Genomic DNA, 15047 nt, shown 5'->3' on the forward strand with positions numbered 1-15047 from the left:
AGTTGCCTGCGCGTCACGATTGCCTTCCTACCGGATCCGCCTTCCCGACGGACCCGGATCGGCAAGATTGATCACGACATCACACAGGCCCTAGTGCCGTGGAGGAAGTTGACGGCGTTGCCACCGTTCGCCAGATAGAAATAGTGACCGGTGGCCTGGTATCGGGTGACGTGGTCGCCGACCTGAGTGCGGGTGTAGACGTCGGGGAGCCCGGCGAGGTCGAGTTACTCTTCGCTGGAGGTGACGGTGGCGACGTAGGCGCCGTTGCGCAGGTGGGAGAAGTCCTCTCCGCGCAGGGACACCGCGCCTGTGGCGCACAGGACCAGGCCGGCTCCGGTCAGAGCGGCCTCGCGGTCGCGGGCGACGGCGAAGCCCTGGGAGAGGGCCTGGGTGCGGCGTACTGGGTCGATGTCGAAGGCGGTGGCCTGGACTCCCTTGGCGTGCATGAGGTGGCGATGGAGGAGCCGAGCTTGCCGAAGCCGATCACCAGGGCGGGTCGCAGCCCCTGAAGATGGCGACCGGTCTGCAGCACGGCCTCAGCCCGGACGAGGTCAACCAGGCCGCCAAGGACGGCATGATCTTCGGCGGCGCACTCGGAGCAGGCGGCGGCCTGCTGAAAGCGAGCATCGAAGGCGGACTCACCGACACCACCGCGCTGTTCCTGCGCCCGCCATCGCTCCGCCCCGACGTGGTCGAGATAGGCCCAGCAGCCCGCAACGCCGAACGCACCCCGTGCGTGGGCGAGCCGATCGACGTGGCGAACGGCGCGATGCTGATGACGCAGACGGACCTGACGCTGCCGGGGAGTCTGCCGCTTCAGTTCACGCGCACCCACCTCTCCTCCTACCGGGGCGGCGTCTGCTGCGGCCCGACCTGGATATCCACCCTGGACGAGTGCCTCCAGATCGACGGCGAAGGCGTCGTCTTCGCCGTGGCAGACGGCATGCGCCTCGTCTACCCGATACCGGAACCGGGCATCACGGCCATGCCGGCCAAGGGCGCCCGCTGGCCCCTGGAATGGGACGGCACGCCAGACGGCGCAATGACAGTCACGGACCCGACGACGGGGTGGTCCCGCACCTTCGCCGCCCCCGTACCTTCACCCACCTTCGGGGTCTTCCACCTGGCCCTCGAATCCTGGACCGACCGCAACGGAAACCGCATCGACATCGAACGCGACGTCGAGGGCATCCTGTTCGGCATCCGTCCGTTCTCCGCAGACGAGAGCCCCGAACAGCTCAGGGAAGTGGGCTCGTCCGACGGCTAGGTGGAAACGAACGTAGTCTTCGATGACGGGTTATGGCACGCCGCCTGCCCCGTCCGACTGAGACCATCGTGCCATCCAACACCTGAAGAGCCCTGACGGACGTCCGACCGTCCGCCGCTCGGTCCGTTCCTTACGGTACCTGTGCTAGGACTCCTCCAGGTCGTCGAGACCAGAGGCTCATCTTTGCCGCGCGTGGATCTTTGCGCTCAATCCCACGGGACCGGCCGAGGGCGTGATGGCGGGCTCGGACGATGGGTCGGCCAGCGCCGTGGCTTGGAATTCGCGGCCCTGGAACGGCGTTCATTATCGAAATAATCGCTAGACAAAAGCGCTGATTGTTTTCGATTTCTATCCAAAGGAGAACAACTGGTGGATGAGCACTCGGCGGCGAGGAGGGTGAGGTCATGAACATCGCAGACTTGGGCGCTGTCGCTGCTCTGCTCTCCATACCCGCCGGCCTGATCACTGTTTGGTGGAACGGGCGGAGCGTCGACCGCGGGACGAGAGCCACGCTCTTAGCGGGTCTCACCCAAGCTGATGCCTCCGTCGTGGCGGCGCGAGTTCAGGGGCTGGGCGAGTCTGACCTATGGCAGCAGGCCGCCCTCGCCGACGCCTCGGCAGCGTTTCTTCGCTCGGCCGATGCGTTCATACGCATAGTGCGGATGTTGCCAGAACTCGATCACGATCAGCGTGCGTCCCGGCTGGACAAACACGGGGCAGATGTGGAGACCGCGTTCAGTTCGTTGGACTTGCTGGCGTCACCCGACCTACGCCGCTCGGCGGAGGAGGTGCTGTCCTACTGCAAGTCTCTGGAGAGAAGGGCCCTTGACCGGGCCGTGCTGCGCTCGGCCATCAAGGCCCTGGAGGATGGCTGGTGCTACGGCAACCCCGAACTCTGCAACCACCCTCACCATGATTCTGCTTGGGTGGCTTGGGAACTCCTTGTGGACTGGCCCCGGAAGGAAGAGGAGACTAGGGAGGAAGACCGCGGCCTCCTGGAATACTGTCTGGAAGAGAGCCCATGCTTCTCCGAGCAGGAGGCGCGCCGGGTTCTCGCCCTTGCGGACCGCAATCCAGCCTCCTGGGCACACATGCTCGGCGGCTGGATCAGGGACCCCCTCCTTGAACGTTTTACCTCTCTGCGTACGTCCTTTGTGGACGAGGCTCGCGGTGCGCGTCCCGTAGCCGTGACGTCTCTCGGTGCGTAGAGGCTGCCTCGCGACCTGACCGGCTGTCCGTCATTAAGTCAGTGCGGCTGCACTCCGATAGCTCCAAGGTGCCGCGCAACGTCGTTGAGGGGCACTGCCTCACCGTCGGCACATTGCAATTGCATGCCTTCAATATGGCCTTCCCTTGACTCGCCTCCTCTAGGGTCAGAAGCCGCAGTTGCGAACCAGGGGGAGGCGACAGCGATGGACGACGGCAAGGTCCCCGGCAAGGTGCTGGACATCAAGACCGCCGACATCAAGGCGGCAGCACCTGCCTTCCATCAGGGCGCCATGGATCTGAGCAAGGCCCTGACCACTCTCATCAAGACCCTGGACGGCCTCGGTGAGCCCTGGGGACACGACAAGCAGGGCGACCAGTTCGGCGGCGTCTACAAGCCGCACCAGAAGAAGATCGAGAGCGCGGCGGGCATCCTGGTGCTCGGGTTGACGAGCATTCACGAGGCCATGGTGGACATGGCGGACGGGCATGTGGACAACGACGAGCTCATCGCCGGCATGTTCACGGAAGTGAAGACCGACAAGCAGAGCGACGGTGCCGGTGAGCGTTAAGGACAAAGCCCGCCACATCCTTCTCGACATGGGCCTGTGGTGGCCGGAGGCCGACTCCGGCCAGCTGCGGGAAGCCGCCAAAGCATGGCGTGCGTTCGCCGATTCGGTGGATGACGTCCGTTCCCCGGTGAACCGCAGCGCGTCCGGGATCATCCACAACAACACGGGTGAGTCGATCGAGGCGTTCCACAAGTTCTGGGACCGCTACGCCAAGGGCAAGGACGGCGGCTGGCTGAGCGACCTCGCGGAGTCCTCGCGAGAGATGGCCAACGGCTTGGACAAGTTCGCCGACGGCATCGACGACGCGATCAACAAGCTGTGGACGCGGATAGCCATCGACGCGGCAGTGATCGCGGGTGGCGTGGCGCTGGCCATCATGACCGCGGGCATCGCCTCGGGGGCGGCGGCAGCTGCGGCGGACGCGGTCATCGAGTTCGGCGCCACGATAGGCGTCGGGGTCTCCGCCGTGGTGGCCGACATCATCGGAGGTGCCTTCGCCGGCATCGCGTTCGGCGGGGTCGAGTCGGTCACCGTCGACCTTGCCGTGGCCCAGCCGCTACAGATGGCGACGGGTCTGCAGCACGGCTTCAGCCTTGACGAGGTCAACCAGGCCGCCAAGAACGGCATGATCTTCGGCGGCGCCCTCGGAGCGGGAGGCGGCCTGCTGAAGGCGAGCATGGAAGGCGGCCTCGCCGACACCACCCCGCTACTGCTGCGCCCGCCGTCGCTCCGCCCGGACCTGGTCGATCTGGGCCCGGCGGCCCGCAACGCCGACGACACGCCGTGCGTGGGCGAGCCGATCGACGTGGCGACCGGCGCCATGCTGATGACGCACACAGACCTGACACTGCCAGGCAGCCTGCCGATTCAGTTCACGCGCACTCACCTCTCCTCCTACCGGGGCGGCGTCTGCTTCGGCCCGACCTGGATATCCACCCTCGACGAGTGCCTCCAGATCGACGGCGAGGGCGTCGTCTTCGCCGCTGCCGACGGCATGCGCCTGGTGTACCCGGTGCCGGAACCAGGCGTGCCAACCATGCCGGTCAAGGGGGCCCGCTGGCCTCTGGAGTGGGACGGCACACCGGATGGCGCGATGACGGTCACCGACCCGTCGACGGGCGTGACCCGCACCTTCGCCGCCCCCGTTCCCTCTCCTACCTTCGGCGTGTTTCACCTGGCCCTGGACTCCTGGACCGATCGCAACGGCAACCGCATCGACGTCGAACGCGACGACGAGGGCATCCCGTTCGGTATCCGCCACTCGGGCGGCTACTACGTCGCCGTCGACACCCACGGCCCCCGCATCACGGCACTGCGCCTCGTGGCCGAGCCGCCCTCCCGCTACCGCTTGGGCACGGCACTCGACGAGGGCACGATCGTGATGCGCTACGGCTACGACGACGCCGGAAACCTAACAGAAGTCATCAACTCCAGCGGCGAGCCCTTGCGCTTCAGTTACGACACCGAGGGCCGCGTCACCCGCTGGACCGACCGCAACGGCACCTGGTTCGGTTACGTTTACGACGAGCGCGGCCGGGTCACCCGCACCGAGGGCATCGACGGCATCCTCTCCGGCACCCTGATCTACGACGACACCGCCCGCACGACGACGTACACCGACTCCCAGGGCCACGTATCGGTGTACCGGTACAACGCCGAAGGGATGGTGGTGGAGGAGACGGACCCGCTGGGCCATGTCACGTGGACCGAGTGGGATGAATACGGAGTTCGGCCGGTCGCCGTGACGGACCCATTGGGGCACATCACGCGCTACGCGTACGACGGCGCCAGCAACCTCACCGGCCTCACCCTCCCCGATGGCGCGGAGGCCCAGGCGGAGTACAACGCGCTCGGACTGCCGACAAAGGTCATCGAGCCGGGCGGGGCGGCCTGGCGGCACACCTACGACAACCGCGGCAATGTGCGTGTCACCGTGGACCCGACCGGTGCCGAGACCCACTACGAGTACGACAGTTCGGGACACCTGGCCGCGGTCACAGACGCGCTCGGCCACACTCGGAGAATCGTGTCGAACGCGGCCGGTTTGCCGATCACGCTCAGCGACGAGCTGGGACATGAGACGACCGTGGGCCGCGACTTGTTCGGCCGGATCGTCGCGGTGACGGACCCACTCGGTCACACCACACGCATGGGCTGGACCGTTGAGGGCAAGCCGGAGTGGCACGAGTACCCCGACGGCACGCGTGAGTCCTGGACCTGGGACGCCGAAGGTAACCTGATCGCGCACACCGATCTCGCCGGAAACACGACCCGGCAGACGGCCGCACCCTTCGACGTCCCGGCAACCCGCACAGACTCGGACGGCACCCGGTACGGGTTCACATACGACACCGAGTTGCGTCTGACAGGCGTCACCAACCCCGAGGGGCGAACCTGGTCCTACCTCTATGACGAGGCCGGCCGGCTGATCGCGGAGACGGATTTCAACGGGCGCACGCTGACGTACGCGTTTGACGCCGCAGGCAGGCTGATCGCCAGGACCAACGGCGCCGGCGAGATCCTGCGCTTCACCCGTGACGCGCGCGGCAGGGTCGTGGCCCAGGAAACCGACAGCGGTGAGATCACGACGTACGCGTACACACCGGACGGCAACCTGTGCCGCGCGGCCAACGCGGACGCCCAGGTGGCTCTGGAACGGGACCCACTGGGGCGGATCTTGTCGGAGACGGTCAACGATCGCACGTCGGTCTTCCAGTACGACGCCCTGGGGCGCCGTACTCGGCGTGTGGCACCGTCTGGCCTGGCTTCGGACTGGACGTACGACGCGGCCGGACGACCGGTACGACTGCGCTCAGTGGCGGGCTCGCTGGACTTTTCGCACGACGCCGCGGGTCGTGAGATCGAGCGCCGGTTCGGAGAGGGAGTGACGCTCACGCAGAGCTGGAACCCGAACGGGCAGATGGCCGCGCAGTCTCTGTCCTCCGACACCGCCGGGCCCGGTCCGGACCACCTCCTTCAGCACCGCACGTACGCATATCGGGTCGACGGCCATCTCACCGAGATCCGAGAGCTGACTTCGGGCACACGCTGCTTCGGCCTGGACGGCACGGGCCGGGTCACAGAGGTACGGGCGCACGGTTGGACCGAGACCTACGCCTACGACACCACCGGCAAAGTGCGGGAGGTGTCGGCACCTGGCCACGGCTCCCCCGGTGAGCGCGCGTTCGAGGGCACGATCGTCCGCCGAGCGGGGCGGACGACGTACGAGCACGACACCCAAGGCCGGGTCATCCGCCGTACGCGCAAACTCCTCAGCGGGAAAACGCATACATGGTCCTACGACTGGAACGCTGAGGACCGTCTGACCGAGGTGGTCATGCCGAGCGGCGACAGATGGAGGTACACCTACGATCCGCTGGGCCGACGCATCTCCAAGCAGCGTGTGGCTGACGATGGATCACCCGCCGACCGTGTCGAATTCTCCTGGGATGACACCCGTCTGACCGAAGAGACGGGCTCGGACGGCAAGGTGACCACGTGGGACTACGAACCGGACACACACCGCCCGGTCACCCAGACCCTTCACACACCGTCGCCGGTCCCTGTGGGAGGCTCCTTCCTCGCGCGACTCGCCGAGGAGACGGGCCCCGGGAACGCCACGCGTTTCCTCGCAGTCATCACCGACAACGCCGGTTCCCCCATGGAGCTCGTCGCCGAGGAGGGCGAGGTGGTGTGGCAGCGTCGTAGCACGTTGTGGGGCACCCACGTCCCTGCCGGGACCGACGAGCCGGAATCTGTCATCTGTCCGCTGCGCTTTCCGGGCCAGTACGCCGACACTGAGACAAGCCTGAACTACAACTACTTCCGCTACTACGATCCGGAAGTCGCCCGGTACCTCAGCCCCGACCCGCTTGGGCTCGACGCCGCTCCCGATCACTATGCCTACGTCGACGCGCCGCTGCTGCTGGTCGACCCGCTGGGTCTGAAGTGCGAAGAGGTCGTTCCCACGCCCCGGACCGGGGTCAAGGGGCTCATCAAGGACGCTCAGCTCCCCCACACGGGACGCATCCGCTTCGTCCCGGACAAGAGGGTGTCGGTCAGTACGGGCCTGCCCCGCGGCGCTCGGAAGGGCTATATCGACCGGTTCGGTAATGAATGGATCAAGGGACCGTCCAGGACCGCCGGGCAGCCGTTCGAGTGGGATGTTCAGCTGAGCAAGCTGGGCAAGGCCAAGATGGGGTGGCTCAGCAGGGATGGTAGCCACCTTAATGTGTCCCTCGATGGCGAGATCACTCATAAGTGATCGGAAAGGACTGACTCCAAGATGGCGGACACCCTTCCGTTCTACGCAGAAGTGCGCGTGCTCCGGGCCTCCGACAGACCGGATCTGGAGGGCAAGCTCGGAGGCATCCTCGGCATCACCGAGCCGCCCGACGAAGCGACTCCGCCTGCCTACGCCGTGCTGATCGACGGAGAGGAGGAGGTGTACACATTCCTCCGTGAGGAGATCGAGCCCACGGGGGATATGCGAAAGCAGGAGGACTACTACTGACGGCGGTCGCCGACGGTCTGGGCGTCACTGTCTACGACGCGGGTCCGCGGTTATGCACGAGAAGAACGGCGTTGTCGCTCGGACGACAACTCCTGGGCCGGCTTTCGCCGTGTTGCGCGCGGCGGAGGTCCTTGGCCGCAGTCACTTTCCGGAAGACAAGGTCGTATTCGGTTGGGGAGCTGTCCTCGCTGAGTTCCGTTCCTCGTACTAGACGGAAAGAGATAGGGGACGGGCGCTGGAAGGACGAGCCGTATGTCGGTCGTCCGACAGCAAACCGGCTTTCGCCTTGTGGGAGCCCGGTCCTTGGGTCTTGCGGGGCTGGGCCTGGCGTCCCCTGCGGCGGCATCCGGGAGCAGGGTGGAACGCGAGCTGGCCGCGCGTGTTGGATCCGGCAGCCCAGTGGCTTCTGCACCGTCGTGATGGGTCCTGACGCATTGTTGACCGTCGTGCCGGTCAGCCTACGAGCTTCCAATGGAGGACAGAGCGGCCGACGCGGTTGCCCCGAGACGGGATGACCACGGCACCGACGTTGGGTGCGTGTCCGCAACCCGGTTAGCCTGGGGTTGTCTTTGCGGAGGTTGGCGGACACGAACGTCTCGAATCACAACCGTCAGGTGCGGTTGTCGTTCCTTGGCTGGATCCGAGGCAGCCACGACGGTACGGCCGATGTCCGGCCACACCAAGTGAACCGGTGAGGGGCGATGCCGGATGACGGAGCAGTCGGTAGATGTGAACTTGTGGGCTGAGGAGGCGGTTCACGGGTCTGTCGTACGTGTCACCTCTCGGTCTGCTGCCAGACGGAGGTGAGCGCCGTGACGGGGTCGAGGTCGGCGGGCGCTGCCGGCCACCAGTCGCCGTCGTCGTGCTGGAGGTAGGGGTACCAGCGGGTGTCGGGGCCCAGGCGCAGCTGGATGCGGTGGTCGGTGAGGGTGAGGCGGTTGCGCCAGGCCCTGAGGGTGGCGGGGGCGGTGGTCATCTCTGTGAGGGCCGTGGTCAGGGCGTTGCGCGCCGCCGCCATCACCGTCGGGTCGGGGGTGTGGGGGTGTTCGGCGACGGTGATGCCGGTTGGGCCGCCATACCGCCAGGCGCGGGTGAGGCGGGCGAACGCGGTCGGTTTGGCACCGGTGTTCTGGATGAGGTGGTGGAACCACTCGGGGCCGCAGTTGCTTGCGGCGATCCGTGCCGCGTCCTCGTGCTGGTTCAGGTGCAGGCTGGTGGTGTCGCCCGTGAGCAGCCGGGCGGCGCGTGCGGCGGTGTCCGCCATGAGGTGTTCGAGGTCCGTGGCAGACAGGCCGGTGCCGGGTGCCGGGTGGCGGGGCGGCGGGCAGCGCGGCGGTGTGGGGGGCCGGTTCGGGGAGTTCGGGAAGGGGCTGAGTGTGTTCGGTCAGGGCGGCCCAGGCCGCGTAGGCGCCGGCGGCCGCGAGGCCGGCTGGGGCCGGTGGGGTGGAGGTCGCCTGGGCGGCCGTACGGCGGGCGCGCAGCTGGGTGAGGACTTCCTCCCGGCCGCGGCCGCGCAGGGCGAACACCACGAAGGGGTCGGTATCGATGGTGGCGGCGATGGCGTAGCAGAGCGCGGCGGCGTGTTTGCAGGGGTAGCCCCAGTCGGGGCAGGAGCATTCGGGGTCGAGTTCGGTGGGCTGCGGGAGCAGGGGGACGCCGGAGTGTCGGGCGTCGTCAACGAGTTCGGCGGGCATCTCGCCGTCGAGGAGTGCGGCGAGATGCCCGGCCCGGGTCGCGATGGTGTCGAGGAGGGTATTCCACTGCGCGTCGGTGAGGACGGGCAGGTGGACGGCGGAGCGGTAGGGGCGGGGCCTGCTGCCCTGGACGGCGGCTTTGACCTGGCCGGGGGCGATGGTGACGGGGCCGACCATGCCCTGGCGGGCGTAGGTGCGTCCGCGGGACAGGCGCCCCGAGTCCAGGGTGGAGTCCTCCAGGGCCGTCACCCATGCCTGGCCCCACCAGGTCGCGGCGAAGGCCCGCCTGCCGCGGGCCGGCACGCGGCGCGGGCTGGGGACCGAGGGGCTCATGACTGCCTCCCCAGGGCAACGAGTGCGGCGAGATCGTCGTCGGACAGTTCGGTCAGAGCGGCCTCACCGGAGCCGACCACGGCGGCGGCGAGCGCGCGCTTGGATTCGAGAAGCTTCGCCACCTTGTCCTCCACGGTCCCCTCCGCAAGGAGTTTGTGGACCTGTACGGGCTTGTCCTGGCCGATGCGGTAGGCACGGTCGGTGGCCTGGTCCTCGACCGCCGGGTTCCACCAGCGGTCGTAGTGCACGACATGGGTGGCCCGTGTGAGGTTGAGGCCGGTGCCCGCGGCCTTCAGGGAGAGCAGGAACACCGGCACCTCGCCGCGCTGGAAGCGGTCCACCATCTCCTCGCGAGCGGTGACGGGCGTGCCGCCGTGCAGGAAGAGTGTGGGGACGCCTCGTTCCGCGAGATGCTTCTCCAGCAGGGTCGCCATCTGCTTGTACTGGGTGAAGACCAGCACCGACTCGCCCTCGGCGGTGATGGTGTCGATCAGTTCGTCGAGCAGCGCCAGTTTGCCGGAGCGGCCGTGCAGCGGTGTGGACTGGCGCAGGCTGTGCTCTTTCAAAAACTGGGCGGGGTGGTTGCAGATCTGCTTCAGCGCGGTGAGGAGCTTCAGGACCAGGCCGCGGCGGGCGATGCCCTCGGCTTCGGCGATCTTCGCCATGGTTTCACGGACCACCGCCTCATACAGGCTCGCCTGCTCGGCGGTCAGCGGTACGACACGGTCGGTTTCGGTCTTGGCGGGCAGTTCGGGCGCGATGCCCGGGTCGGACTTCTTGCGGCGCAGCAGGAACGGGCGGACGAGACGGGATAGCCGTGCGGCAGCCTGCGGGTCCTCGCCCGACTCGATCGCTCGGGCGTGCCGGTCGCGGAAAGCCGTGAGTGGGCCGAGGAGTCCGGGGGTGGTCCAGTCGAGGAGCGCCCACAGTTCGGAGAGGTTGTTCTCCACGGGGGTGCCGGTGAGCGCGACGCGGGCGCGGGAGGGCAGGGCGCGCAGCTCACGGGCGGTGACGGCGTAGGGGTTCTTGACGTGCTGGGCCTCGTCGGCGGCGATCAGCGACCAGGCGTTCTCGGCGAGGGCCTCCCGGTCGCGGCGCAGCACTCCGTAAGTGACCAGGACGATCTCGTCCCCGGCCAGGTCCTTCAGGTGGCGGTCGCCGCCGTGGTAGCGGCGCACGGGAGTGGATGGTGCGAACCTGGTCGCCTCGCGCTGCCAGTTGCCGAGCAGCGAGGCGGGGCAGACGACGAGCGTGGGGCCCGCGGTGTCGGGATCGGTCTGGCGGTGCAGGTGCAGAGCGAGCAGGGTGATGGTCTTGCCCAGGCCCATGTCGTCGGCGAGACAGCCGCCGAGACCGAGCTCGCACATCTCGGCCAGCCAGGCGAGGCCCCGCTTCTGGTAGTCGCGCAAGGTGGCTTTGAGCGCGGCGGGCTGGGCGGCGGGGGTGCGGGATTCGGGGTCGCGGATGCGGGCGACGAGGTCGGCGAGCGCCCCGACCGCCGCGCAGCGAAGAGTCTCCCCGTCCCGCTCCATCGCGCCGGTCAGCGCGGCGCCCAGTGCTTCCATGGGAGTGAGCGGTTCCATCCGGCGGTGCTTGGCGCGGGCTACCAGTTTCGGGTCGGCGACCACCCACTGGTCACGCAGCCGGACGAGGGGGCGGCGGGCCTCGGCGAGGGCGTCCATCTCAGCCTCGGTGAGCGGGTCGCCGCCGAGCGAGAGCTGCCAGCGGAAGTCGAGGAGGGTGTCGGCGTCGAGCATGCCGCCCGCGCTGGAGCCGGGCGCGGTGCGTTGCTCGATCTCCGCGGTCGCGGTTAGCGCCTTGACCAGCTCGCGCGGCCAGTGCACGTCGATACCGGCCCCGCGCAGTGTGTCGGTGGCGTCGCCCAGCAGGTCGAGGGCCTCGTCGTCGGTCAGCCGCAGCTGGTCCGGAGCCGCGTCCTTCAGTAGCCGGTCGAGCGGTGGCCAGACGCGGGCGCCGCGGCGCAGTGTGAGCAGCGTCTCGGTCTCGGCGCGCGGGCCGAGTAGCCGCTCCACTTCGGCCGGTTCGCTCCACAACTGTGCGGCCTCCACGACGAGCGCGGGATCCGTCGCTGTGTGCAACTGCAGGACGGCCCGGAACTGCCGACGCCTCCCCTCGGGTACGTCGACCCGCAGCGAGACCCTGGCGTCGGCGGTGAACGCGGCGGCGGTCTCCTCGGCCCACTCGCGCAGGGCGGGCACGGCACGCGGCTCGCGCCAGGCGTACGGCAGGGCTCCCATGGCAAGCGGAGCGGCCGGGGTGCGGACCAGTTCGTCGGCGACCGCGTCGCAGAAGTGACGTACCAGCGCGGCCGGTTCCGCGATCCTGAGTGGTGCGGGACCGGGCTCGGGCAGGCAGTGGGCGTGGGGCGGGAAGGCGGCAGCGAGGGTGTCCAGCGTCTGCCGCTGGGCGGAGGTGAAGGGGCCCGCCTGCCAGGTGTCGTAGCCGGCGGGGGTGAGAGCCGGGTGGAGGCGGCCGTCGGCAAGTAGCCGCAGCGCGAAGCGGGCGGCGGCCTGCCAGGCGGCAGCGGACGGATGCGTCGGCTGTGCCCCGGACAGCGCGGCAACGGCGAGGGCGACGGGCAGCGCGTAACCCTCCACTCTGCGCCGTCTGACCGAGCGGCCGTGCGGGAGCACCAGTTCCGCCGTCTCGGCCTCGACGCCCACGGGTGCCATGCCTTCGACGGCGGTTGCCCCGGCGGGCTGCCAGAGCAGCAACCGGCCGAGGCGGGCAGGCTCGCCGGGGAGGAACACCGCCGCCCAGCCGCCGTCGAGCAGACTCCGCCCCCAGGCGGCCGACTCCGGTGCGGCCAACGGTGGCACGCTCCTCGTGCCTGTGCTCTGCTCCCGTACGAGGACTCGTGCCACTCTCTTTCGCCTCACCGTCGTCTAGGCGGTCTTCACCGCGCCTTCGTCCACCAGCAGGTTCCGCCCCTGCTGTCACTGACGGGAGTGGGCCTTGTTCGCTGCGGTACGCATGCGTTTGGCCAGCCGTTTGTCGATGTCGCGCAGGCCCTCACCCAGTTCGGTGAGTACTTGGGCGGTGGCTGCGTGCTCCACTCGCCACAGGTCGTCCACCCGATGTTCGAGCGTCTCCGGCGCCGTGTTCCAGTTCTCCAGGAAGCCCTGGGTCAGCTCCTCGCTCTCCTGAGCACCGGCGAGGATCGACAGTCCGTCGATGAGCAGCCACAGCCCGGCCTCCTCCGCCTGTGCCGGGGCCACATGGGCTTCCGACCCAGGGCGTGCGCCCAGGGTCGCGGTGGCCACCTGGCGGCACCCCTCGATGCCGGAGTCCGCAGCCTTGCGCAGTACGCGCAGTGCGCGGGGGTCGTCGAGGTCGGCCAGCACCAGTTGGGCTACGGCGCGCTTCGCCGCGGCCTCGGGGCCGTCTCCCGCGCAGGCGTCGAGCAGCCCCACCGCGGCATCAGCCGCAGAGCGGTGTTTCAGCCACCCTTCGACCTCCCGGCGCATCTCCTCGGCGGAGTAGCCCAGGAGCCCTTGGAGCAGAGCGGCAGCGTCCGCTTCGGCGTACTCACCGAGCAGCGGCACGGGCACACCGCACTCCATCAGGTAGGCACGGAGCCCATAGCGGCCGAGCGGGGTGAGCCGCATGCGGTCCCCACGCCTGTCGTCCCGTGACCGGTCAGGCGCCGCCGACGAGGTTTCCGAACCGCCGCCCAACTCCTGCCCGCCCATGGCGTTCAGGAGCGTACGCAGAGCCAACTCCGGCGAAGTGTCGCCGTCACCGGGCTCGTACTCCACCGCGCCCAACAGGGCGAGCCCGTCCCCGAGCTCCCGGAAGGACACCGCGAACAGCGCCTGGAAGAGTTCGAACTCCAGCCCGTTCGGGCCCACCTCGCGGGCCTTCGCACGCAGGTCGTCGACATCCACCCAGGTGTCGTCCGGAGCGTCGTACAGCAACCCGACCAGTGAGTCGGCGATCTCGCCCGTCAGCTCGCTCAGCTCACCGTGCCACCCGTCCAGCACCCCCGTCTCACCGATCTCTTCCAGCAGATCGCCCATCGTGGTGGCCCAGAACTCCAGAAGGCTCTCGTCGGCGAAGTCAGTTGTCTCGCCGCCCCGCGCGCGACCCCCGCTGATCGTGATCAGCCCGCCGTCCACGGCGAGCCACCACGGATCATCGAGAACGGCCACGTCCTTGGCGCTGCGCAGCGATTTCAGCGCGCGAGCCCGCGCGACGGCATCGGCATACGGCGAGTCGTCGTCGGCCAGCTTCCACAGCTGGAGTCCCTCGACGGCCTCACGGGCGAGCGCGGGCCGCAGTACCCGGCCGGCGGTGACCTGCCGTCCCTCACGGCACCAGGCGGAGAGCCGCAGCGCCGCGTCGAAGAGCGGGACACCCCGCACGGCAGCGATTAGGTCCTCCTGCGGAGCCAGGGCCACCGGGCGCAGCACAGGCACATCCTCGTCCGGTCCGTCGACTCCGGCCTCGACCGGATCGCCCGCCCGGCACTGCCCGCAGGTGCACAACGCCACGTCCTCGGCGGTCAGCCGACGGACACCGCCGCGCCCGCCCCGATCGCCGGTCGGCGGCTTCGCCGTGCCGGACACCGTGTCCGGCGTCAACCGGGCCAGCCGCGCGGTGATCCCGTCCCGGTCGAAGGCCGCCGGATCGTAACCGGCCACCCGCAGCTCGGCGACAAGCTCACCGTACGGGCCATCCCCGGCCCCGTCCGGGGCATCGAGGAACTTCAGCACCTCGGCCAGCCCCCACACGCCGCCGATGTCCTCGGCCGGGACATCGGCGCGACGTCCGCCGGCGCAGCGCACCGTCCGCTCCGCGCCGGCCGGACACGGCAGAGTCTTCTCCAGCGTGATCCCGTGCTCCCAGTCCTCGCCGAAGTCGTAGACGTAGCGCAGCCGTGCTCCCTCCGCGGCCAGCACGTCGCCGAGCGCGGTGGCGTCCTCGTCGCCGACCCCGTGGCCGAAGCCGAGATCGATGTCGGTGAGTCGGGCCGCATCGCCGTACCCCTGGCCGAACTCGTCGGTGAAGAGGTGTAGATGGCCACCATGCCATCCGAAGGCGACCTGGATGGCGTCGTGCAACGTCCCGAGCGAGGTGTCGGACGGCAGTACCAGGCGCCGCCACAGGGGTGGTTTCGTGCCGTGCAGCACGATCTTCAGCTGGAGATCGGACGGGGCCGTCTTCCCGTCTTGCCGCATCTGCTGCTCCCACCGCACCGGGGCCACTCGAACGGCCCCATCATGGTGCTGTCGGTGGGCCTACCCCAAACCCGGTTGTGGTGGCCACCGTCCATCTGGGCACATTTGGTCTCGACGCTGCCCGCAGCGGATATCCTGCTTCCTCACTTTCGCGGGCAGAGCAGGCGCTCGGGAGCCCACGGCCCTGCCAGCCACAGTTGTCACAGCCCTCGACATGTGCAGACGCAGCGAAATGCCGGGTTTCGTAACCGACCGGGTGCT

At 68.8% G+C, this 15047-nt stretch carries 8 protein-coding genes and 2 pseudogenes; 5 read left to right on the forward strand and 5 right to left on the reverse strand.

What is annotated here, in order from left to right; all coding sequences use genetic code 11:
* Nucleotides 1-95 precede the first annotated feature (95 nt).
* Nucleotides 96-502 (reverse strand): annotated as a pseudogene (locus tag ACWD35_RS37440) (adenosylhomocysteinase); the annotation flags it as partial.
* Nucleotides 503-511: 9 nt separating this feature from the next.
* Between ACWD35_RS37440 and ACWD35_RS37445 the strand changes: the two are divergent.
* The 5 genes from ACWD35_RS37445 (at nt 512) to ACWD35_RS37465 (ending at nt 7558) form a co-directional block, all read left to right on the forward strand.
* Nucleotides 512-1267 (forward strand): DUF6531 domain-containing protein, encoded by a 756-nt coding sequence (locus ACWD35_RS37445; RefSeq protein WP_451355840.1) that lies wholly within the window; start codon nt 512-514, stop codon nt 1265-1267.
* A gap of 404 nt (nt 1268-1671) precedes the next feature.
* Entirely contained in the window at nt 1672-2475 is an 804-nt protein-coding gene (locus ACWD35_RS37450; protein WP_451355841.1) for a hypothetical protein, read from the forward strand.
* A 204-nt stretch (nt 2476-2679) separates the two neighbouring features.
* On the forward strand, nt 2680-3045 hold the full coding sequence (locus ACWD35_RS37455) for a hypothetical protein (RefSeq protein WP_451355842.1): 366 nt from the start codon (nt 2680-2682) through the stop codon (nt 3043-3045).
* Nucleotides 3029-7309 carry a polymorphic toxin type 17 domain-containing protein gene (locus ACWD35_RS37460; RefSeq protein ID WP_451355843.1) on the forward strand — a complete coding sequence of 1427 codons (4281 nt, stop codon included), beginning with the start codon at nt 3029-3031 and terminating at the stop codon, nt 7307-7309. The genes ACWD35_RS37455 and ACWD35_RS37460 overlap by 17 nt, the downstream gene beginning before the upstream one ends.
* 21 nt (nt 7310-7330) lie before the next feature.
* Nucleotides 7331-7558 carry a hypothetical protein gene (locus tag ACWD35_RS37465; protein WP_451355844.1) on the forward strand — a complete coding sequence of 76 codons (228 nt, stop codon included), beginning with the start codon at nt 7331-7333 and terminating at the stop codon, nt 7556-7558.
* 775 nt (nt 7559-8333) lie between these two features.
* Here the strand turns inward: ACWD35_RS37465 and ACWD35_RS37470 are convergent.
* From ACWD35_RS37470 to ACWD35_RS37485, 4 genes and pseudogenes are all read right to left on the reverse strand, one after another.
* Complete coding sequence (locus tag ACWD35_RS37470; protein WP_451355882.1) at nt 8334-8822, reverse strand: hypothetical protein; 489 nt, start codon at nt 8820-8822, stop codon at nt 8334-8336.
* Between the two features lie 322 nt (nt 8823-9144).
* Nucleotides 9145-9585, reverse strand: a pseudogene (locus ACWD35_RS37475) (SWIM zinc finger family protein); the annotation flags it as partial.
* Nucleotides 9582-12416 (reverse strand): DEAD/DEAH box helicase, encoded by a 2835-nt coding sequence (locus tag ACWD35_RS37480; RefSeq protein ID WP_451355845.1) that lies wholly within the window; start codon nt 12414-12416, stop codon nt 9582-9584. The pseudogene ACWD35_RS37475 and the gene ACWD35_RS37480, both read right to left, overlap by 4 nt.
* 126 nt (nt 12417-12542) lie before the next feature.
* A complete protein-coding gene (locus tag ACWD35_RS37485; RefSeq protein ID WP_451355846.1) occupies nt 12543-14786 on the reverse strand; it encodes a plasmid pRiA4b ORF-3 family protein in 2244 nt (747 codons plus the stop codon).
* Nucleotides 14787-15047 lie beyond the last annotated feature (261 nt).

Source organism: Streptomyces sp. NPDC002671 (genome assembly GCF_053592475.1).

Bases quoted from the DNA above. Each gene is read 5' to 3' on its own strand.
- ACWD35_RS37465 (WP_451355844.1), top strand. From the start codon at position 7,331: ATGGCGGACACCCTTCCGTTCTACGCAGAAGTGCGCGTGCTCCGGGCC.
- ACWD35_RS37450 (WP_451355841.1), top strand. From the start codon at position 1,672: ATGAACATCGCAGACTTGGGCGCTGTCGCTGCTCTGCTCTCCATACCC.
- ACWD35_RS37485 (WP_451355846.1), bottom strand. From the start codon at position 14,786: ATGCGGCAAGACGGGAAGACGGCCCCGTCCGATCTCCAGCTGAAGATC.
- ACWD35_RS37445 (WP_451355840.1), top strand. From the start codon at position 512: ATGGCGACCGGTCTGCAGCACGGCCTCAGCCCGGACGAGGTCAACCAG.
- ACWD35_RS37455 (WP_451355842.1), top strand. From the start codon at position 2,680: ATGGACGACGGCAAGGTCCCCGGCAAGGTGCTGGACATCAAGACCGCC.
- ACWD35_RS37470 (WP_451355882.1), bottom strand. From the start codon at position 8,822: ATGGCGGACACCGCCGCACGCGCCGCCCGGCTGCTCACGGGCGACACC.